The sequence below is a fragment of the Streptomyces sp. NPDC051555 genome (assembly GCF_044454405.1).
GTDB lineage: Bacteria > Actinomycetota > Actinomycetes > Streptomycetales > Streptomycetaceae > Streptomyces.
In genome coordinates this window covers 9,361-29,458 of record NZ_JBITDP010000016.1, presented here as the reverse complement: position 1 = coordinate 29,458, position 20,098 = coordinate 9,361, and the positions used below count along the sequence as shown (strand labels likewise).

Sequence of the window (20,098 nt, the reverse complement as noted above, 5' to 3'; positions counted from 1 at the left end):
CGGCGGGGCGGGAGCGCCTAGCCCAGCGGGTGCATCCAGCCGTGCGTGTCGGCCGCGTGGCCGGTCTGGAGGTCCAGGAGCGCCTTGCGCAGCTTGAGGGTGACCTCACCGGGCTCGCCGTTGCCCTGGGTCCAGTCGGCGCGCTCGGACTTGACCGAGCCGACCGGGGTGATGACGGCGGCGGTGCCACAGGCGAACACCTCGGTGAGGGTGCCGTTCTCGTTGTCGCGCTTCCAGTCCTCGGTGGTGATCCGGCCCTCCTCGGCGGTGTAGCCGAGGTCGCGGGCGATGGTGAGGAGGGAGTCGCGGGTGATGCCCGGCAGGAGCGAGCCGGTCAGCTCCGGGGTGACGATGCGGTCGCCGTACACGAAGTACAGGTTCATGCCGCCCATCTCCTCGATCCAGCGGTGCTCGATAGCGTCGAGCCAGACCACCTGGTCGCAGCCGTGCGAGGCGGCCTGGGCCTGGGCCACGAGGGAGGCCGCGTAGTTGCCGCCGGTCTTCGCGTCGCCCGTGCCGCCCTTGACGGCGCGGACGTACTCCTCGGAGAGCCAGACGGAGACCGGCTTGACGCCACCGGGGAAGTAGGCGCCGGCCGGGGAGGCGATGACGATGAAGAGGAACTCGTTCGCCGGGCGGACGCCGAGGCCGACCTCGCTCGCGAACATGAACGGGCGCAGGTAGAGCGAGGCTTCGCCGGAGTCCGGCACCCAGGCGCGGTCCTGCTTGATGAGCGCGTCGCACGCCTCGATGAAGAGCTCGGTCGGCAGTTCCGGCATCGCCATGCGGCGGGCCGAGCGCTGGAACCGCTCGGCGTTGGCCTGCGGGCGGAAGGTGGAGACGGTGCCGTCGGGCTGGTGGTAGGCCTTGAGGCCCTCGAAGATCGTCTGCGCGTAGTGCAGCGTCATGTTGGCCGGGTCCATCGACAGCGGCGCGTAGGGAACCAGCTCGGCGTCGTGCCAGCCGCGTCCCTCGGTCCACTTGATCGTCACCATGTGATCGGTGAAGTGGCGGCCGAAGCCGGGGCTGGCCAGGATCGCCTCGCGCTCCGCGTCGGACAGAGGGTTCGAGGAGGGCTTCAGCTCGATCGTGGGCGTCGTCATGAGTGCTTGTCCTTCACCGGTTCGTAGGGCGGACCGCGCTCACGGCGTACTAGGACGTCCGAGCTTCCCCGCATTCCGCGGCCTCGCGTTCGATTATCGCGCGCGCGATGGCTCCGGTGAAACGGGGTGTTGCGGCCCAGGGGAGATGGTGGCACCCGGGGCCGTGCAGGAAAAGCCGCCGGGTGCGGTGTGCCACCCGGCGGCTTCCTGGAAGTGGAGCTGCCGGGTCAGCCGGCTACTCGTGCGACGAGGGCGTCGCCGATCTGGTCCGTGCTGCGGAAGGTGCCGTCGCGCTCGGCCAGGTCGGCCGAGACCGCGTCCTCGATGCGGGCGGCCTGGGCCTCGTGGCCCAGGTGGCGCAGCAGGAGGGCGACGGAGAGGATCGTCGCGGTCGGGTCGGCCTTGCCGGTGCCCGCGATGTCCGGGGCCGAGCCGTGGACGGGCTCGAACATGGACGGGAAGGCGCCGGTCGGGTTGATGTTCCCGGAGGCGGCCAGGCCGATCCCGCCGGTCACCGCGGCGGCCAGGTCGGTGAGGATGTCACCGAAGAGGTTGTCCGTGACGATCACGTCGAAGCGCTCGGGCTGCGTGACGAAGAAGATCGTCGCGGCGTCGACGTGCAGGTAGTCGGTGGTGACCTCGGGGTACTCCTTGCCGACCGTGTCGAAGATGTTCTTCCACAGGTGACCGGCGAAGACGAGGACGTTGTTCTTGTGGACGAGCGTCAGCTTCTTGCGGGGGCGGGCGTTGGCGCGCTCGAACGCGTCACGCACCACGCGCTCCACACCGTAGGCGGTGTTGACGCTGACCTCGGTGGCCACCTCGGCGGGCGTACCGGTGCGCAGCGAACCGCCGTTGCCGGTGTACGGGCCCTCGGTGCCCTCGCGGACGACGACGAAGTCGATGTCCGGACGGCCCGCCAGCGGGGTGGCGGTGTTGGGGAAGAGCTTCGACGGCCGCAGGTTGATGAAGTGGTCGAAGGCGAAGCGGAGCTTGAGCAGCAGCCCGCGCTCCAGAACGCCCGACGGGACCGACGGGTCGCCGATGGCGCCCAGGAGGATCGCGTCGTGCCCCTTGAGGGATTCGAGGTCCGCGTCCGGGAGGGTCTCACCGGTGCGGTGCCAGCGCTGGGCGCCGAGGTCGTATTCCTTGGTCTCCAGCTTCACGTCCTGGGGCAGGACCGCGGCAAGGACCTTGAGGCCCTGAGCCACGACTTCCTGGCCGATTCCGTCACCGGGGATCACTGCGAGATTGATGCTGGTCGCCATGTCGGAACCGTACTCCCAGTCCCAGCCCTCGACACGTCCCGTCCATCATGTGGACGGGACATGTCGTGAGCAGCAGGTGGTCAGTGCCCGGTCGAGCCACCGTTGTCACGGCGGTCGAGGGCCCGCTGGAGGGCGGCGGCGGCGTTCTTGCGGTCGGCGTCGGCGGGGCGGGAGCCGTGGCGGACGCGGCGGACGGCAGAGGTCTCGGACATGGTGATTCGACTCCTTGAGAAGAGGGGGGATCTTCAAGGCGCCGGAAGGGGCGGGGAACGGTGCGCCACAGGGGTTGCCTGTCTCGGGGCGCACGCTCTCGACCGCCATTCGCTGGATCAGCGAGACGTTCGGCTCCTACAAAGCTAGGCCAGCACGCCCTGTATGTCTCCGCAATTACTCGGACTTCCTACTATCTGAGACGGCGAACCCACCGGAAGGACCCGTCCGAGCCCCTCACGATCGGTCCGCTTCAGCCCTTCTCAGCCCTGAGTTCCCTGATCAGCGCCCTGACAGCCAGGGTGGAGGCGGATTCCGGGGTGGTGACGTATCCCACCCTCCGCACGGGCCCGCGCGGGCCGAGATCGACGATCTCCACGGCGTCCGTGGCCTCGCGCAGCGACAGCTCGGGCATGATCGCCATCCCCGACCCCCGGCCGACCATGGTCAGCACCATCGCGTCGTCCTCCGCCTTGACCGTGGCGCCGGGGATCCAGTCCTGGGCCCGCCACCACGCACGGGTGTAGGAGCCGCAGTTCTCGTCCCAGTCCAGCAGGGGCAGTGCGCGCGGGTTCGGGTGCCCGGCCGGGTGGACCAGGGCGTACGCCTCCTCCACGAGCACCCCCGTCAGCAGCCCGGGCGGTACCTCGCCGGACCCGCCCAGCGTCGCGATGCCCAGGTCGGCGCGGCCCGCGGCCACCTCGCCCGCACTGCCGGCCCCCAGCTCGCGCACCACGCGCACCTCGGGGCGGATGCCGGGGTGCCGCGCGGTCAGTCGTTCCAGGGCCGGCGGCAGCAGGTGCAGGGCGGCGCTGCGGAAGGCGGTGACGCGCAACGGCCCCTCGATGCGGTCGACCGCGGCGCCGCGCCCGGGGCCGCGCCCGGCGCCGCGCGCCTCGACGGCCAGCACCTCGTACAACCGCAGGATCCGGCGGGCGTGGGCGACGGCGCGCTCCCCGGCGGGCGTGGGCCTGGCGCCCGTACGGCCTCGCTCGAAGAGGACGACGCCGAGCTTGGCCTCGCTGCCGCGGACCGAGTGGGAGACGGCGGACTGGGTGAGTCCGAGGCTCTGGGCGGCGGCCGAGAAGCCACCCGCCCCGGCGACCGCGACCAACACCCGGAGCTCCTGGGGCAACAGCTCCACGGGTCTCCCACCTCGTTCCATGAGCGTCGTTCATGGATGGTTCCCATCCATGAACGCAACCCCCTGCCCGACCCGGTGATTCCTTCCTAGCCTCCTGATCATGACCTCCCAGACCGCGTACGCCGTCCACCTGAGCGCCCGCCCCACCGGCTTCCCGACCGCCGCCGACTTCACCGTCGCCGCCGCTCCCGTCCCCTCCCCCGCCCCGGGCACCGCCCTGGTCGAGAACCTGCTGCTCTCCGTGGACCCGTACCACCGCGGACTGATGGACGGCGGCGAGGGCGGCTTCGAGCTGGGCACCCCGCTGGAGGGCCGCTCGGTGGGCCGGGTGATCGCCTCCCGCGACCCGGGCCTGCACGAGGGCGACCTGGTCTTCCACCGGGAGGGCTGGCGCACGCACGCGCTCGTCACCCGCGGCGTGGACGGGGCGCGCGTGCTGCGCGGCCACGAGGGCGTGCCCCTGGAGGCGTACCTGAGCATCCTGGGCGGCACCGGGCTGACCGCCTACGCGGCCCTGACCCGCACGGCGGGGCTGCGCGCGGGCGAGGACCTCTTCGTCTCGGCCGCCGCGGGCGGGGTCGGCGTCGCCACCGGCCACATCGCCCGGCTGCTCGGCGCGCGCCGGATCATCGGCAGCGCGGGCTCGGCGGCCAAGGTCTCCCACCTGACCGGCGAGCTGGGCTTCGACGCCGCCTTCGACTACCACGACGGCCCGGTCGGCGAGCAGTTGGCGGCGGCCGCCCCGGACGGCATCGACGTGTACGTGGACAACGTCGGCGGCGACCACCTGGCGGGGGCGATCGACGTCCTGCGGGAGTACGGCCGGATCGCCTGGGTGGGAGCGATCTCGATGTACAACGCCGACCGCTCGCCCGCCGCGCCGCGCAACCTCTTCGAGGTCGTACACAAGTCGCTGCGCCTGGAAGGGGTATTGGTTCGCAATCACACCAATCTGCAGGACGAGCTGGAGGACTTCCTCGTCCCGCACCTGCGCAGTGGCCGGATCGGCACCGACACCACCGTTGTCCAGGGCTTCGAGCACACGGTGGACGCCTTCCTGGGCATGCTCCGCGGGGAGAATCTCGGCAAGATGCTCGTCAGGGTCGATGGCTGAAACCGGCTACCCGAAGTTCACCGAACCCTTACCGCACGGCTGTAGACCTTTGAACCCCGCGCCGCCACTCTTGCGGCTGACGTGCCGACAGGGCACCCGAGTGGGGAGTGGTGGCCAGTGACTCCGATCAGCCGCAGAGGATTCGTGGGTATCGGTGCGGGGCTGGTGGCGGGGGCGGCCCTGCCCCCGATGACGGCGACGGCCGCCGCGGCCGCCGCGACCGGCACGATCACGGACGTGAAGCACGTGGTGATCCTCATGCAGGAGAACCGCAGCTTCGACCACTACTTCGGCAAGCTGAAGGGCGTCCGCGGCTTCGGCGACCGCGCCGCGGGCAACATCCCGGGCGGCTGGGGCATGTTCAACCAGTACAACTGGGGCGGCCGGCAGTACCCGTGGAAGCTCAGCTCCACCCCGGCCGTCGGTGGGGTCGACGGCGAGACCCTCGCCCAGTGCAACGGCGACCTGCCGCACAGCTGGTCCTCGCAGCACGCGGCCTGGAACAAGGGCCGGATGGACAACTTCGTCACCGGAGTCGGCAACACCCGCACCCTCGGCTACCTCGACCGCGGGGACATCCCCTTCCACTACGGCCTCGCCGACAACTACACGATCTGCGACGCCTACTTCTGCTCCACCCTCAGCGCCACCGGCCCCAACCGCACCTTCCTGTGGAGCGGCAAGGTCGACGCGGGCAGCAAGGACGGCGGCGACGAGTCCGGGCTCACCTGGGAGACCTACGCGGAGGCCCTCCAGCGGGCGGGCATGAGCTGGAAGGTCTACCAGAACGCCCAGGACAACTACGGCGACAACGGCCTGGCGTACTTCAAGAAGTTCACCGACGCCGCCCCCGGCAACCCGCTGTGGGACCGGGGCATGGGATCGGTACCCAAGGTCACCGGCTCCACCCCCGACGACATCGCGGCCGCCATCCGCGCGGACGTCGTCGCCGGCACCCTGCCCCAGGTCTCCTGGGTCGTGGCCAACGAGGCCTTCTCCGAACACCCCTACGCCCCGCCCGCGGACGGCGCGCACTTCGTGGACCTGGTCTACCGCGCCCTGGCCGCGAACCCCGAGGTCTTCGACTCGACCGTCCTCTTCCTCAACTACGACGAGAACGACGGCTTCTTCGACCACGTCCCGCCGCCCGTCGCCCCGCCCGGCACCCCCGGCGAGTACATCGACGGCACCCCGATCGGCCTGGGCTTCCGCGTCCCGATGATCGTGATGTCCCCCTGGACCCGCGGTGGTTGGGTCAGCTCCGAGGTCTTCGACCACACCTCTGTACTCCGGTTCATGGAGACCTGGACCGCGGCCATCGGCTCCCCGGCCACCTGTCCGAACATCAGCGCCTGGCGCCGCAAGGTGACCGGTGACCTCACCGGCGTCTTCGACTTCGCCCACCCGGTCTACGGGGTCCCGGCGGGCCTGCCGTCCACCGCGAAGGTGATCGGGCAGTCGACCTGCGGCCCGCTGTCCAACCCGGTCCCCCAGGACAACGCCCTGCCGGTGCAGGAGTCCGGGACCCGCCCGGCGCGCGCCCTCCCCTACCAGGTCAACGGCAACCTCGACCGCTTCGAGTTCGGCGCGGCCGGCAAGATACTCGCCTGGTTCTCGATGACCAACCAGGGCGCGCAGGCCACGAGCGCGGCGCACTTCCAGATCCGCCCGCACCAGTACCGCGACACCGCGTCCTGGGAGTACACGGTCGATGCGGGCGGCGTAGCGAGCGACTACTTCAACATCGGGACCGGCAGCGGCTCCGGCAAGTACGACCTCTCGATGGTCGGCCCGAACCGCTTCCTGCGCCGGTTCATCGGAGACACCACCAAGGCGGGCAGGTCGATCGAGGTGGCGGCCCGCTTCGCGACCGAGCCGGGCAGCGGCAAGACGGCGGTCTACTTCAAGCTGACCAACACCTCCGCCTCGGCGGTCACCTTCACCGTCCGCTCCAACGCCTACCGCACGGACGGGCCCTGGACCTACACGGTGCCCGCGAACTCCTCCCGCGAGGACTTCTGGAACGCGGTGGCGTACGCGGGCGGTTGGTACGACTTCACGATCCTGGCGGACTCCGACGGCACCTGGTCGCGGCGCTACACGGGCCACATCGAGACGGGCGCCCCGAGCGTCAGCGGCTGAGCGCGAGCCCGACGGCGGGCCACAGCGCTAGAGCACGTCCCCGTCCCGCCAATCGAAGTCGAGCCGCCCGGCGGGGTCCAGCAGGATCCCGCCGGGCGGCACCCACACGTACGTCGACCCCTCCTCCCCGGCGAGCCGCTCGGGCCCGCCGGGCCCCAGGGTCCCGATCTCCCCGCCCCACACGCTCCAGCCCCGGCCCGCGTACAGGGCGGCGCCCTGCTCCGAGGCCGAGAGCGCGCCGAGCGGGTAGGCCCCGGCGATCACCTGCTCCAGGGCGGCCACGATCCCCGCGCCCAGCCCCCGGCGGCGCCGGTCGGGCCGCACGGCCACCGCCTCGACGTACCCGGTGCGCAGGGACCGGCCCCGGTGCACCACCCGGCGCATGACGACGCTGCCGTGCGCGACGATCCGGTCCCCCTCGTACGCCAGGGCGTGCATCCCGCCGAGCGCGTGCTCGAAGTCGAGGTCGCCGAAGTCCCCCTCGAAGGCCTCCTCCAGCAGGGCCCGCACCGCGCGGAGCCCGTCCTCCCCCAGCCCGGCGGTGTGCACGACGCGTACGCTCATGCGGGGACGGTACCCGCATTGCGGACGCCGAAGGGGGGCGCACCGGCCGGATTCGGCCGACGCGGTGCTGGTCAGGATGGTCCCGCTCTCGGCAGACTCGGCGCATGTCGCCTCAGACCCAGCAATGGACCCCCACCCACGGCGAGCCCTACCGCGCCGTCGCCTACCGGCCCGAGCGGATGCCCGCCCCCGAAACCCTGGCACGGGCCGCCGAGTTGCGGGAGCGGATGGACCAGCGGCGCACCGTGCGCCACTTCTCCGCCGAGCCCGTGCCCGAGCAGGCCGTCCGGGACGCGATCGCCTGCGCCGCGACCGCGCCGTCCGGGGCGCACCAGCAGCCGTGGACCTTCGTCCTGGTCAAGGACCCCGCCGTGCGCGCGCAGATCCGCGCGGCCGCCGAGCAGGAGGAGCAGCTCTCCTACGACGGCCGCCTGGGGGACGAGTGGCTCGCGGCCCTGCGCCCCATCGGCACGGACACGGTCAAGACGCACCTGACCGACGCGCCCGCGCTGATCGTGGTCTTCCAACAGCGCTACTGGCTGGGCCCCGACGGCGCCAAGCGCAAGCACTACTACGTCGACGAGTCGGTCGGCATAGCGGTGGGCATGCTGCTCTCCGCCCTGCACCTGAGCGGGCTGGCGGCCCTGATCCACACGCCGAGCCCGATGCGCTTCCTCAGCCACGTCCTGAACCGCCCCGAGAACGAGAAGGCCTTCGCGGTCATCCCGGTCGGCTACCCCGCCGCCGACTGCGAGGTCCCCGACCTCCTGCGCAAGTCCTTGGACCAGGTCATGGTCGAGGTCTAACCGTTCCCACCGCCCTCGGCGGGCGGAGCCTCCCGCCCGCCGAGGGCCGCGGCCAACCGCAACCCGATCCGCACCCGGTCCTCGGCGCTGCATCCCTCCAGGGCCGCCCGCACCTGCCGCAGGACCAACCAGTCCCGCACCACCTTGGCCACCCCCAGCACGGCCGCCGCCACCACGGCTCCGGTCAGCATCACCGGCCTCGGCAGGTTCCGCTGCGCAGACTGACGAAGGCTCCGCCCATCCCGATCTCACCGGGGAACCACGGGGTGTCGCGCGAGTGCGCCGCGACACCCGCAGGCCTGTGCGCCAGTCCGCTTTGGCGTAGCCGCCTCTCCAACTCGGCCGCCCTCAGGGCGCAGCACCATTCGACGACCAGGTCCATGCTCCCGTGCGTGTACGTGTCCGCCGAGCCATGGGTTGCCACGACCGTGTTGAGCAGGCAGGGCCGCCGCAACAGCCTGCTGTTCAGCCAGTCCAGCGCGTGGGCCTCGCCCACGCTTCCGCGGCATGACCAAGCGCTCATCGCGCTCGACTCGGCCGGATGCTGCCTGTGCCGGCTACGCCGCCACAGCTGGGTGAGCCCGTCTCCGTGTTCCGGCAATGATGGCTGCCAGTCCGCGCGCGGCGGACGCAACCGGACCAGGGCCGCTCCCCCGACCCTCATCAGGGCCCACGAATCGCCGAGGGGCGTGAGGCGCAGCCCGGGAACTCCACGGAGTCCCCCGTAGTGCTCATCGATGCGCGGCAGGACCGCGGCGAGCACCTCGTCCGCCATCGCGGGGTGAATGTCGAGGAGCAGGCCGCCACGGGTGGGCACACCACTCACGAAGCCGAACAGGGCGCCTTCCCTCGGCCGGTGCCGAAGTTCCTGGGCGAGCTCAGTCACGATCTGGGCCTCGAAGGCCCGCTGCGCGGCGCTCTCCGCGTCCGGGACCGGCTGGCCGCGCGAGATCAGGCCGTCGGCGGCCCACCTCATGCAGACGTGGTGCGGCAGCCCAGTGGCCTCGCGGCAGATGGTGGCCACGCGGTGGCGGTTGTCGGTGCGCCGGGACATACGTCTCCTCGGGGCCCCCGTCCCGGCACGGACGCGTAGAGGTTGCGTATCTCCTGCGTGAGCATCCACCCCGCACGGGAACTCGCGAGAGCCCTTCGCCCCCTCGGGAAGCCGGGCCCGAGTCATGGAGCGTGTCGCCGTACACGACAACTCCCGGCAGATTAGCACCGGATGACGGGTCACTGGGAGGGCTTCCGTACCCTGTGACGTTCATCGAGGTCACAGGGGGAGCACGGAATGCTGCGCGTCCGGTTCGAGGTCAACGGCGGTCCCGAGGTGCTGTTCACCGAGCGGGTTCGGGTGCCGGTGCCCGGCCCCGGGGAGGTGCTGCTGCGCGCCGAGGCCATCGGGGTGACCCTGCCGACCGTCCGCAAGGTCCGCGAGGGCGACGGACCGGTGCCGCTCGGCGGCGAGGTCGCGGGCGTCGTGGAGGCGGTGGGCGAGGGCGCGGACTTCGCGGTCGGGGAGCGGGTGACCGGGCTGTGCTTCGCGCACGCCTACGCCGAGTACGCCGTCGTACCGGCCGCCTTCGCCTCCCGGATCCCGGACGCGGCGAGCGCCGCCACCGCGATCGCCCTGGTCCGCAGCGGGCTGGTGGCGCGCGGGGCCTACGAGGCGGGCTCCCCCGCGCCCGGCGGGTCGGTGCTGGTCACCGCCGCCGCGAGCGCGGTCGGCTCGTTGGCCCTGCAGTACGCCCGGGCGGGTGGCGCCGCACGCGTGGTCGCGGCGGTCGGCAGCCCCGACAAGGCGGACTTCGTGCGCGCCCTGGGCGCCGACGAGGTCGTGACCTACGACGCGGCCGACTGGGGGGACCCGTACGACGTGGTCCTCGACGGGGTCGGCGGCGAGCTGCTCGGCCCCGCCGTCCGCGCGCTCGCACCGGGTGGGCGGCTGGTGGCCTTCGGCTCCGGCGGCGGCACGGTGGAGGCGTACGAACTGCTGGTGCGCGGCGCGTCGGTGATCGGCTTCCAGATGGCCGTGATCGCGCGCGGGCGGCCCGAGGTCTACGCCCGCTGGCTGGGCGAGCTGTGGGACCTGTGGGAGCGGGGCGTGCTGCGGCCGGCGGTGCACGCCGAGGTGCCGCTGGCCGAGGCCGCGCGGGCGCACGCCGTCATCGAGCGGCGGGAGAACCTCGGCAAGGTCGTGCTCGTGCCCTGACCGGCGGAGCCCGACGGCCGGGCCCGACCGTGGACATGGGACCGCCCCCGCTCCGGACTTGGGGGTACCGGAGCGGGGGCGGGGTTCAGCGGGGCCGTGGATCGGCCCGTGCGGGGGCGTCAGCCCATGTGCGGGTAGCCGTACTCGGTCGGCGGGACCAGGGTCTCCTTGATGGAGCGCGTCGAGGTCCAGCGCATGAGGTTGGAGGCCGCGCCCGCCTTGTCGTTCGTACCGGACGCGCGGCCGCCGCCGAAGGGCTGCTGGCCGACGACGGCGCCGGTCGACTTGTCGTTGATGTAGAAGTTGCCCGCGGCGAAGCGGAGCTTCTCCATCGCGTCGGCCGCCGCGTAGCGGTCCTGGGCGATGACGGCGCCGGTCAGCGCGTACGCCGACACCGACTCCATCTGCTCCAGCATCGCGTCGAAGGCGTCGTCCTCGTAGACGTGGACGGCGAGGATCGGACCGAAGTACTCGGTCGTGAAGACCTCGTTCGCCGGGTCGGTGCAGGCGATGACGGTCGGGCGGACGAAGTAGCCCTCCGCGTCGTCGTACGTGCCACCGGCGACGATCTCGCAGGTCGGGTCGGCCTTCGCGCGGTCGATCGCGGCCTTGTTCTTCGCGAAGGAGCGCTCGTCGATGACCGCGCCGATGAAGTTCGACAGGTCGCGGACGTCACCCATGGTGATGCCGTCGACCTCGGCCGCGAACTCCTCCTTGAAGCCGTCGTTCCAGATCGAGGCCGGAACGTAGGCGCGCGAGGAGGCCGAGCACTTCTGGCCCTGGAACTCGAAGGAGCCGCGGGTCAGGGCGGTCTTCAGGATGCCGCGGTCCGCGGACGGGTGCGCGACGACGAAGTCCTTGCCACCGGTCTCGCCGACCAGGCGCGGGTAGGACTTGAAGTTCTCGATGTTGTTGCCGACCGTCTTCCACAGGTACTGGAAGGTCTTGGTCGAGCCGGTGAAGTGGATGCCGGCCAGCTCGGGGTGGTTCAGCGCCACCTCGGAGACGGCGATGCCGTCGCCGGTGACCAGGTTGATGACGCCCTTGGGCAGACCGGCGGCCTCCAGCAGCTCCATGAGGAGGACCGCGGAGTGGGTCTGGGTCGGGGACGGCTTCCACAGGACCACGTTGCCCATCAGGGCCGGGGCGGTCGGCAGGTTGCCCGCGATGGCCGTGAAGTTGAAGGGCGTGATCGCGTAGACGAAGCCTTCGAGCGGGCGGTGGTCGCTGCGGTTCCACACGCCGGCGGAGTTCGCGACCGGCTGCTCGGCCAGGATCTGGCGGGCGAAGTGGACGTTGAAGCGCCAGAAGTCGACCAGCTCGCACGGGGTGTCGATCTCCGCCTGCTGGGCGGTCTTCGACTGGCCGAGCATGGTGGAGGCGGCCAGCTTCTCGCGCCACGGGCCGGACAGCAGCTCGGCGGCGCGCAGGATGATCGCGGCGCGGTCGTCGAAGTCCATCGCGCGCCAGGCCGGGGCGGCGGCGAGGGCGGCGTCGACGGCCTCCTGCGCGTCGGCCCGGGTGGCGTTGGCGTAGGTACCGATGACGGACTTGTGGTCGTGCGGCTGCACGACGTCGAAGCGGTCGCCGCCGCCCATCCGCTTCTCGCCGTTGATGGTCATCGGCAGGTCGATCGGGTTCTCGGCCAGCTGCTTGAGCTGGAATTCGAGACGTGCGCGCTCCGGGGTGCCGGGGGCGTACGAGTGGACCGGCTCGTTGACCGGCGCGGGGACCTGGGTCACAGCATCCATGGGGCTGGTAACTCCTTGAGCTAGTTCTCGGTTCGCGGCTAGGTCGTCTCGTTCGGATCCTGCCCGGCAGGATCCGAACGAGACGGCCTAGTTCTTGGTGATCATCGAGCGGACGAAGAAGAGCAGGTTGGCCGGCTTCTCCGCGAGGCGGCGCATGAAGTAGCCGTACCAGTCCGTGCCGTACGCCGTGTAGACGCGCATCCGGTGGCCCTCCGCGGCCAGGCGCAGGTGCTCGTCGCTGCGGATGCCGTACAGCATCTGGAACTCGTACTCGTCGGGCTTGCGTCCGGCCTGGCGGGCCAGTTCCTGGGCGATGGCGATCAGGCGCGGGTCGTGGGACCCGATCATCGGGTAGCCCTCGCCCTCCATCAGCGTCTTCAGGATGCGGACGTACGCCTTGTCCGTCTCGGCCTTGTTCTGGTAGGCGACCTCGGCGGGCTCCTTGTAGGCGCCCTTCACGATCCGGACGCGGCTGCCGGCGGCGGCCAGGCGGCGGGCGTCGGCCTCGGTGCGGAAGAGGTACGCCTGGATCACGCAGCCGGTCTGCGGGAAGTCCCGGCGCAGCTCCTCGTGGATGGCGAACATCGAGTCGAGGGTGGTGTGGTCCTCGGCGTCCAGCGTGACGGTGGTGCCGATCGCGGCGGCGGCCTCGACGACCGGGCGGACGTTGGCGAGGGCCAGCTCGTGGCCGCCTTCCAGCGCCTGGCCGAACATGGAGAGCTTGACCGACATCTCGACCGTCTCGCCCAGGCCCAGCTCGGCGAGGTGCTCGATAAGCTGGAGGTAGGCGTCGCGGGCGGCGTGCGACTGCTCGACGGTGGTGATGTCCTCACCGACCACGTCGAGGGTGACCTCCAGGCCCTTCTGCGTGAGGTCCACCACGATCGGCATGACCTGGTCGACCGTCTCACCCGGGATGAACCGGTTCACCACGGGCCTGGTCACCGGGGCGGCGGAAACGATGCGGCGCATCTTGTCGCTGCGCGAAGCGGCAAGGATCGCGGGACCCAGCACGGGCACCTCCAACGGGTGGCAGAAGTAAAAGAATGGCAAGTAAGACCACCGTGAAACCTAGAGATCGCCTCGATCCTCTGCCATCGACAGCTGTCACGCATCCGTGGCCGCGATCTCATACATATGTCTGAAACATGAACGGGAGGGTGGGAGAATATCGGGGTGAAAGGCGATTACCAGGACCTGGTGGACGAGATCTCCGCGCTGCTCGGCGCCCCGGCGACACTGGAGAACCGGGACTTCCGCCTCATCGCCTTCGGCGCGCACGACAGCGAGGACGACCTCGCGATGGACCCCGTACGGACCCGCTCGATCCTGACCCGCCAGTCGACGGCGGCCGTACGGGCCTGGTTCGAGGGGTTCGGCATCACCCGGGCCACCGCGCCCGTCCGGATCCCCGCGGCGCCCGAGGCGGGGGTCTTCCGCGGCCGGATCTGCCTGCCCGTGCGCTACCGCGGGATCGCCCAGGGGTACGTGTGGCTCCTGGACGCCGAGCCCGGGCCCGGGCCGGAGCAGCTGGCCGCGGCGATGGAGGTGGCCGAGCGGATCGGCGTCCTGATGGCCGAGGAGGCGAAGGCGGGGGCCGACCTGTCCCGCGAGTTCCGCGCGGTGGTCACCGCCGGGCGCGGCTGGCCGCGGGACATGGCGGTGGCCGCGCTCCGGGTGGCCCTGGGGGCGGGCGCGGAGGGGCCGCACGCGGTGGTCTGCGTGGCTCCCTGGAGCGGGCAGGCCCCGCCGTCGGTGCCGGGTGCGGCGGCCGTCTGCCTGGTCCCGCGGACCGGCGGGGACGGCGGCGGTGAGGGGCCTTCCGGGTTCGCGCTGGCGGTGCTGGTGCGGCTGCGGACCACGGACCAGCTGGCCCCGGTGCTCTCGACGGCGACCCGGCTGCTGGCCGGGACCGGATCGGGTCCCGCGGGAGCCGGGGCCGGGATCGACGCGGCCCCGACCGCGGCCACGACCGCCCGGACCGCGACCGCGACCGCCGGGGTCGGGCTGCCCGGGACCGGCCTGGCCGGGCTCCCGGGCGCCTGGGAGCAGGCGGTGGCCGCGGCCCGGGCGGCGGCGGCGCAGCCCGGGCTGGGGCCCGTGGCCCAGTGGTCGCAGATCGGCCCGTACCGGATGCTGGCGGCCCTGGCCGCAGCCCCGGAGCTGGCCAGGGACGACCCGGCGGCCCGCGCCCTGCTGGCGCCGGCCCACGCCGAGTTGGCCCGTACGGCCGAGGTGTACCTCGATTGCGCCGGCCAGGCGGGCCGGGCGGCGGCGGCCCTGGGCATCCACCGCCAGACCCTGTACTACCGGCTGGCCCGGGTGGAGAAGCTGACCGGTCTCGACCTCGACGCGGGCGAGGACCGGCTCTTGCTCCACATGGCCCTGAAGGCGTCCCGGCTGCACGGCTGATGCAGGTTCCGCGTTTTGCTGGTCAACGCCCCTGCAAGATGGACAACGGATGGGCCATTGCACGGTCTTGGCGCACAACGGCGTCCCGCTAGAGCAGGGCGCCACCGGAGACCTCGATGCGCTGGGCGGTGACCCAGCGCAGCCCGTCGGAGACGAGCGTGGCGATGGCGTCACCGATCTCGGCGGGCTCGCCCACGCGGCCCAGAGCGGTCTGCGCCGCCAGTCCCGCTCGCATGTCGCTGTCATCGCGCATCGCACCGCCATTGAAGTCAGTGGCGGTCGGTCCCGGGGCAATGCAGTTGACCCGACCGTCTCCTGCGCCCCGACCTCATCACCCCGGTAGGTGACGATGACCTTGATCCCCCGCTGCGCCAGGGCCAGCGCCGTACTGCGGCCCAGCCCCCGGTTGGCACCGGTCACCAGCGCGATCTTCTTGCTGTCCATGGAACTGCTCCTCGGATGGGAAGGGGAAAACGCCGCAGCCGCAGGGCTCACTGCCCGACGTGGGAGGCGAGTCAACCGACTCGCCTCTTTCACCGTAGGTCCGCTCCAGAGGCGAGTCAAGTGACTCGCCTCGCAAGGGCAGGCATACTGGCTCCATGACAGAAGGACTCTCCGACCACCACCGACGGCTGGCCCAGCAGAAGCGGGAGGCGATCACCTCGTCCGCCACCGCCCTGTTCCTCGACCGCGGCTACGCAGGGACGTCATTGGCCCGGATCGCCGAAGCGGCCGGGGTGTCGAAGTCCACGCTGTTCAAGCAGTTCCCCACGAAGGCGGCCCTGTTCGAGGCCATCGTGAGCGAGTCATGGAAGCAGGGGTCCGGTCACGCTCCGGCCCAACCCCCGGCCGGCGACCTGCGTGCGGGCCTGACGGCCATCGGCCGCCGCTACTCGATGCTGGTCGGCCAGCCCGCGATGACGGCCCTGTTCAGGATCGTCATCGCCGAACTGCCGCGCCTGCCCGAACTGGGCAAGATGCAGTTCCAGCTGGGCAAGCTGCCCTACTTCGACTCCGTACGGCTCTACCTGCACGCCGAGCACGAGGCCGGCACCGCGCGCGTGCCCGACGCGGAGAGCGCCGCCAACCAGTTCCTCGGCATGATCGCCAACTTCGTCCTGTGGCCCCGGATGCTGCTCACCGACTGGGACCCGACCGCCGTCGAGACCGACCACGCCGTCGACGAGGCCGTGGAGACGATGCTCGCCCGCTACGCCACCGGTCACCAGAAGTAGTCGCCGTGGGCGTCAGGGCCTCGCCGGAGAGGCAGGATCAGATCGGCGGGATCAGGTCGCTCTCGCTGACGGTGTGGCTCAGCGGGGGGTAGAAGAAGTCCGTTTCGCTGTTCTCGCGGCGCCGCAGGCGATAGAACTCACGCCTCTGCTCCTCATCGGCCGAGAGGAGACGCACCCCCTGCGGAAGGTAGGCGTGCCCGTCGCGAAAGCGGACGAAGGTCTTCGACGTTCGAAAGGTCACGCCCAGCCACGGGTTGTCCACGGCCCGGGCGGCGGCCTCCAGCACGATCTTGTGCTTGAATCGCCTGTTCGAGTCGACGGAGAATGCGACGACGCCGCCGTGGGCGAGGGGAATTTCGAACGTCCCACCCCCGCATTCCTTCGATTCGAAGATCAGCTTCCTCGACGGGCTCGCGTCAGGGAACTGGTAGCAGGAGAAGACCGCGATGAACGACGCGTCGGCCAGGTCGAGGGCTTGGTCGCAATGACCGCCCATGGTGGCGTAGGCGTTCGTGTAGCTCTCCATGAGGGCGTTGTTGAAGCCGGCCGAAAGCGCCGCGCGTTCTTGGATCCGCTCCGCGAGCCGTTCGTGCACCGGCCGGAAATACTGGGCCGGAGCGCTGTACGACGTGGTCGTGCGCACGAGGGGAATCCCACCCGCCGCGTCCGCCTTGGCGAGCACGGCGCCTCGCCGACCCTTTCCCACGTCTTCCCAACGAGCCGATGCGGACAACTCCGCAAAGGCATTCCCCTCGGTCGGAACGACGTACGAGAGGACCTCGTCCGAGATCCTAGGCTCGTGGGGCACGGTAATCTCCGGTGTTCATGCTGAAGGGAAATCTGTCGCCGTAGTCGATGAAGGACGACGTCCTGTTCTCCTCGGCGTACAACCTGCGCAGCTCGTCCAGGCCGGCCGGTGTCGGGGGCCCGAGCTCCACCACGTCCCCGGGCCCTTTGATGAACGTGCGACCGTTCTTGTGAACGGCTTCGGTGCCGGAACAGCGCACCACGTATCCCAGTCGGGTCGGAAGCACATCGGGGTCCAAGGCCGAGGGCCGGATTTCGTGTGTGTACAGGCGATTGGTGGACAGCGGCATGAAGAACACGGAGCCGGGATAGAGGGTCAAGCTGAATTGCGGCGGAAAAACGACCCCGTCGAGTTCTCCTTCACCGGTCGGCTCTTTGAGACGAAAGCGGAGCGTGGTCAGCCCGCTGGCACCCTTCACCCCGCGGTCGAAGGCGTCCGCGGCGAGGGGCTGGAGCCCGTCGACCCGGTCATAGAAGGTGCAGAAGGCCATGATGCCGTTGACGGGCATGTCCTTGGTCTTGTCGGCATGGGCCGAGATCTTGGCCTTGGACTGCTTGCGCTCGGGCGTGGCACGGGCGTTGTGGTAGATCTGGGCGAGGACGTGGTTCAGCGGTGCCTGGTTCCGGAAGACGGAGGCGGCCTCGCGGTTCAGGGCGTCGACGATGTGCGTGTCGGTCGGGCCGAAGCCCTCGGTCGGCCCCGAGAGGTTCGTGGAGCACCGGAGCAGGCGGAAATGCAGCGCGTCGCCGTCTCGCGTGACGGGCGTCAGATAGATGCCGCTGCGATGGGCCGTTCCGGGCTTGGTGGACTCCGTCAGGGACTGGAAGGCGTGTTCCGCGCGGACCCGTCCGAAGTGATCGGCGCCGAGGTCGAAGAAGCGGCGGTAGTACGCGCCGACACCGTGCACCCGGACGGGAACGCGGCCGAGGTCGACGACGGGCCACGGCGCGTGGGCGTCCTCGCGGTACCCGTGCGAAAGCTCCCGCACGACGAACACCCGCGCGGCCTCGCGCAGTCGGCGGTCATCGACCCCGGATATGTCGCCGCACAGGTAGACGGTCTTCCGTGCGAGGTCGACCGCACCGGTATCAAGGTCCTCGGGCGTGATCACGGCCCCGAAGAAGCCCGCGATCGATTCCTCGTCCCGCACCGCCGACGACGCGACCAGGATGTTGCTCGCATCGTCGATGCGGGCTTCTGTCGGCTCTGCTGTGGACATCGGACGAATCTAACAAGCAGCGTGACGAGAGCGCCAACGCCAGGGCAACGGCGCCCGTCCGTGGCCGCGTTGCCCCTGTCCCGGGCATCCCGAGGATCTCGCCGCGGAGCACGTACGCGGAAGGGCCCGGGGTCTCCCCCGGGCCCTTCCGTCACACGATCGTGCGGTGCTGCGGTCAGCCCAGGTTGACGGAGCGGGCGGAGACCGCGCCGATCTCCTCGGAGATGGCCGCGAGGACCTCCGCCGGCACCTCGGCGTCCACGGTGAGCACGCCGAGCGCCTCGCCGCCCTCCTCGGCACGGGCGACCTGCATGCCCGCGATGTTCAGGCCGCCTTCGCCCAGCAGCCGGCCGACCGCGCCGACCACGCCGGGGCGGTCGGTGTAGCGCAGGACGACCATGTGGTCGGCGAGCGAGAGGTCCACGTCGTACTCGCCGATGCCGACGATCTTCTGGAGGTGCTTGGGACCGGCGAGGGTGCCGGAGACCGAGATCTCCTGGCCGTCCGACAGGGTGCCGCGCACGGTGACCACGTTGCGGTGGTCCGGGGACTCCGAGGAGGTGGTCAGGCGGACCTCGACGCCACGCTCCTGGGCGAACAGGGGCGCGTTCACGTAGGAGACCGTCTCGTCGACGACGTCCTCGAACACGCCCTTGAGCGCGGAGAGTTCGAGCACCTTCACGTCGTGCTGGGTGATCTCGCCGCAGACCTCGACGTCGAGGCGGACCGCGACCTCGCCCGCGAGGGCGGTGAAGATGCGGCCGAGCTTCTCGGCGAGCGGCAGGCCGGGACGCACGTCCTCGGCGATGACCCCGCCCTGCACGTTGACCGCGTCGGGGACGAGCTCGCCGGCGAGGGCGAGGCGCACCGACTTGGCGACCGCGATGCCGGCCTTCTCCTGGGCCTCGTCCGTGGACGCGCCGAGGTGCGGGGTGCAGACGACCTGGTCCAGCTCGAACAGCGGGGAATCCGTGCAGGGTTCCTTCGCGTACACGTCGAGACCGGCGCCGGCGACGCGGCCCTCCTTGATGGCGGAGTACAGCGCGGCCTCGTCCACGATCCCGCCGCGGGCGGCGTTGACGATGCGGACCGACGGCTTCACCTTGCGCAGGGCCTCGTCACCGATGAGACCGAGGGTCTCCGGCGTCTTGGGCAGGTGCACGGTGATGAAGTCGGCGACCTCCAGCAGCTCGTCCAGCGTCAGCATCTTGACGCCCATCTGGGCGGCGCGCGCGGGCTGTACGTAGGGGTCGTAGGCGACGATCTTCATGCCGAAGGCCGACATGCGCTGGGCGACCAGGACGCCGATGCGGCCGAGGCCGACGACACCGAGGGTCTTCTCGCTCAGCTCGACGCCGGTGTACTTGTTCCGCTTCCACTCGCCGTTCTTCAGAGCGGTGTTGGCCTGCGGGATGTTGCGCGCGGTGGCGACGAGCAGGCCACAGGCCAGCTCGGCGGCGGTGACGATGTTGGAGGTCGGAGCGTTCACGACCATCACGCCGGCCTTGGTGGCGGACGAGACGTCGACGTTGTCCAGACCGACGCCCGCGCGGGCGACGACCCTCAGCTTCTTCGCGGCGGCGATGGCCTCGGCATCGACCTTGGTGGCGGAGCGCACCAGGATCGCGTCGGCGTCGACGATGGCGGGCAGCAGCTCCGCGCGATCGGCGCCGTTGCAGTGCCGGATCTCGAAGTCGGGGCCGAGAGCCTCGACAGTGGCGGGCGACAGCTCTTCGGCGATGAGTACGACAGGTTTCGAGCTCACGTGGGTCCTCACAAGTCCAGTGCGGACGGCCGTCCCGACGGCCGCAGGCGTGGAGGGGGTAGCCGCGTGGAAGACGCACGACACTGTGGGCCTGACGCGTTGTGTTGAGCAGTGTAATCGCGTTGCGGGACCGCTTTTCCGCCTGTCCGGAAGGATCACCCGTCCGTGGTTGGACGGGGTGGACAAGGCGCACACGTGGAAGGCCTGAATCCGGTGGTGCGGGTACGCGGCGGGGGGGGGGGGGGGGGGGGGGGGCCCCGCCCGCCCCCGCCCCCCGGGGCGGGGGGGGCGCTTCTGAATGGGTAGGATCTTGACGAGGAGAGGTCCTTGTTGGGAGTGGAGTTG

19 protein-coding genes are annotated in these 20,098 nt (G+C 70.9%); 6 read left to right on the top strand and 13 right to left on the bottom strand.

The window, feature by feature from the left end:
- Positions 1–17 precede the first annotated feature (17 nt).
- From ACIBEA_RS28270 to ACIBEA_RS28255, 4 genes are all read right to left on the bottom strand, one after another.
- Positions 18–1,103: a branched-chain amino acid aminotransferase gene (locus ACIBEA_RS28270; protein WP_399265623.1), complete on the bottom strand. Its 1,086-nt coding sequence runs from the start codon at positions 1,101–1,103 to the stop codon at positions 18–20.
- 227 nt (positions 1,104–1,330) lie between these two features.
- Complete coding sequence (locus tag ACIBEA_RS28265) at positions 1,331–2,371, bottom strand: 3-isopropylmalate dehydrogenase (protein ID WP_399265621.1); 1,041 nt, start codon at positions 2,369–2,371, stop codon at positions 1,331–1,333.
- 80 nt (positions 2,372–2,451) lie between these two features.
- Positions 2,452–2,583 carry a hypothetical protein gene (locus ACIBEA_RS28260; RefSeq protein WP_351048405.1) on the bottom strand — a complete coding sequence of 44 codons (132 nt, stop codon included), beginning with the start codon at positions 2,581–2,583 and terminating at the stop codon, positions 2,452–2,454.
- Positions 2,584–2,834: 251 nt separating this feature from the next.
- On the bottom strand, positions 2,835–3,725 hold the full coding sequence (locus tag ACIBEA_RS28255; RefSeq protein WP_399265619.1) for a LysR family transcriptional regulator: 891 nt from the start codon (positions 3,723–3,725) through the stop codon (positions 2,835–2,837).
- Between the two features lie 100 nt (positions 3,726–3,825).
- Here ACIBEA_RS28255 and ACIBEA_RS28250 point away from each other — a divergent pair, with 100 nt between their 5' ends.
- Together ACIBEA_RS28250 and ACIBEA_RS28245 are read left to right on the top strand one after the other, a co-directional pair.
- The gene (locus ACIBEA_RS28250) at positions 3,826–4,839 is read left to right on the top strand and encodes an NADP-dependent oxidoreductase (protein ID WP_399265617.1); all 1,014 of its coding nucleotides are present in this window, start codon (positions 3,826–3,828) and stop codon (positions 4,837–4,839) included.
- Positions 4,840–4,956: 117 nt separating this feature from the next.
- Positions 4,957–6,981, top strand: coding sequence for a phosphocholine-specific phospholipase C (locus ACIBEA_RS28245; protein WP_399265615.1), 2,025 nt, complete (start codon positions 4,957–4,959; stop codon positions 6,979–6,981).
- A gap of 27 nt (positions 6,982–7,008) precedes the next feature.
- On the opposite strand, the gene ACIBEA_RS28240 is transcribed toward ACIBEA_RS28245, so the two are convergent.
- Complete coding sequence (locus tag ACIBEA_RS28240; RefSeq protein WP_399265613.1) at positions 7,009–7,545, bottom strand: GNAT family N-acetyltransferase; 537 nt, start codon at positions 7,543–7,545, stop codon at positions 7,009–7,011.
- Positions 7,546–7,649: 104 nt separating this feature from the next.
- Here ACIBEA_RS28240 and ACIBEA_RS28235 point away from each other — a divergent pair, with 104 nt between their 5' ends.
- Complete coding sequence (locus tag ACIBEA_RS28235; protein WP_399265611.1) at positions 7,650–8,351, top strand: nitroreductase family protein; 702 nt, start codon at positions 7,650–7,652, stop codon at positions 8,349–8,351.
- Here ACIBEA_RS28235 and ACIBEA_RS28230 read toward each other — a convergent pair.
- Both ACIBEA_RS28230 and ACIBEA_RS28225 read right to left on the bottom strand, forming a co-directional pair.
- Positions 8,348–8,542, bottom strand: coding sequence for a hypothetical protein (locus tag ACIBEA_RS28230; RefSeq protein ID WP_399265609.1), 195 nt, complete (start codon positions 8,540–8,542; stop codon positions 8,348–8,350). The two genes, ACIBEA_RS28235 and ACIBEA_RS28230, sit on opposite strands and share 4 nt — an antisense overlap.
- On the bottom strand, positions 8,542–9,405 hold the full coding sequence (locus tag ACIBEA_RS28225; protein WP_399265607.1) for a hypothetical protein: 864 nt from the start codon (positions 9,403–9,405) through the stop codon (positions 8,542–8,544). The genes ACIBEA_RS28230 and ACIBEA_RS28225 overlap by 1 nt, the downstream gene beginning before the upstream one ends.
- 237 nt (positions 9,406–9,642) lie before the next feature.
- Between ACIBEA_RS28225 and ACIBEA_RS28220 the strand changes: the two genes are divergently transcribed.
- Entirely contained in the window at positions 9,643–10,563 is a 921-nt protein-coding gene (locus ACIBEA_RS28220) for a zinc-binding alcohol dehydrogenase family protein (RefSeq protein ID WP_399265605.1), read from the top strand.
- Positions 10,564–10,682: 119 nt separating this feature from the next.
- Here ACIBEA_RS28220 and pruA read toward each other — a convergent pair whose 3' ends face one another.
- Both pruA and ACIBEA_RS28210 read right to left on the bottom strand, forming a co-directional pair.
- Positions 10,683–12,314: an L-glutamate gamma-semialdehyde dehydrogenase gene (gene pruA / locus ACIBEA_RS28215; RefSeq protein ID WP_399265603.1), complete on the bottom strand. Its 1,632-nt coding sequence runs from the start codon at positions 12,312–12,314 to the stop codon at positions 10,683–10,685.
- An 87-nt stretch (positions 12,315–12,401) separates the two neighbouring features.
- Complete coding sequence (locus ACIBEA_RS28210) at positions 12,402–13,328, bottom strand: proline dehydrogenase family protein (RefSeq protein ID WP_399265601.1); 927 nt, start codon at positions 13,326–13,328, stop codon at positions 12,402–12,404.
- 162 nt (positions 13,329–13,490) lie between these two features.
- On the opposite strand from ACIBEA_RS28210, the gene ACIBEA_RS28205 reads away from it, so the two are divergent.
- Complete coding sequence (locus ACIBEA_RS28205) at positions 13,491–14,726, top strand: PucR family transcriptional regulator (protein WP_399265599.1); 1,236 nt, start codon at positions 13,491–13,493, stop codon at positions 14,724–14,726.
- 88 nt (positions 14,727–14,814) lie between these two features.
- Here ACIBEA_RS28205 and ACIBEA_RS28200 read toward each other — a convergent pair whose 3' ends face one another.
- Positions 14,815–14,979 carry an SDR family oxidoreductase gene (locus tag ACIBEA_RS28200; RefSeq protein ID WP_399265597.1) on the bottom strand — a complete coding sequence of 55 codons (165 nt, stop codon included), beginning with the start codon at positions 14,977–14,979 and terminating at the stop codon, positions 14,815–14,817.
- Positions 14,980–15,325: 346 nt separating this feature from the next.
- Between ACIBEA_RS28200 and ACIBEA_RS28195 the strand changes: the two genes are divergently transcribed.
- A complete protein-coding gene (locus ACIBEA_RS28195; RefSeq protein ID WP_399265595.1) occupies positions 15,326–15,961 on the top strand; it encodes a TetR/AcrR family transcriptional regulator in 636 nt (211 codons plus the stop codon).
- A 37-nt stretch (positions 15,962–15,998) separates the two neighbouring features.
- Here the strand turns inward: ACIBEA_RS28195 and ACIBEA_RS28190 are convergent, their stop codons facing one another.
- From ACIBEA_RS28190 to serA, 3 genes are all read right to left on the bottom strand, one after another.
- Positions 15,999–16,643, bottom strand: coding sequence for a hypothetical protein (locus tag ACIBEA_RS28190; RefSeq protein WP_399265593.1), 645 nt, complete (start codon positions 16,641–16,643; stop codon positions 15,999–16,001).
- Between the two features lie 109 nt (positions 16,644–16,752).
- On the bottom strand, positions 16,753–17,988 hold the full coding sequence (locus tag ACIBEA_RS28185; RefSeq protein ID WP_399265591.1) for a hypothetical protein: 1,236 nt from the start codon (positions 17,986–17,988) through the stop codon (positions 16,753–16,755).
- A 175-nt stretch (positions 17,989–18,163) separates the two neighbouring features.
- Positions 18,164–19,753, bottom strand: coding sequence for a phosphoglycerate dehydrogenase (gene serA / locus ACIBEA_RS28180; protein WP_399265589.1), 1,590 nt, complete (start codon positions 19,751–19,753; stop codon positions 18,164–18,166).
- Between the last annotated feature and the right edge of the window lie 345 nt (positions 19,754–20,098).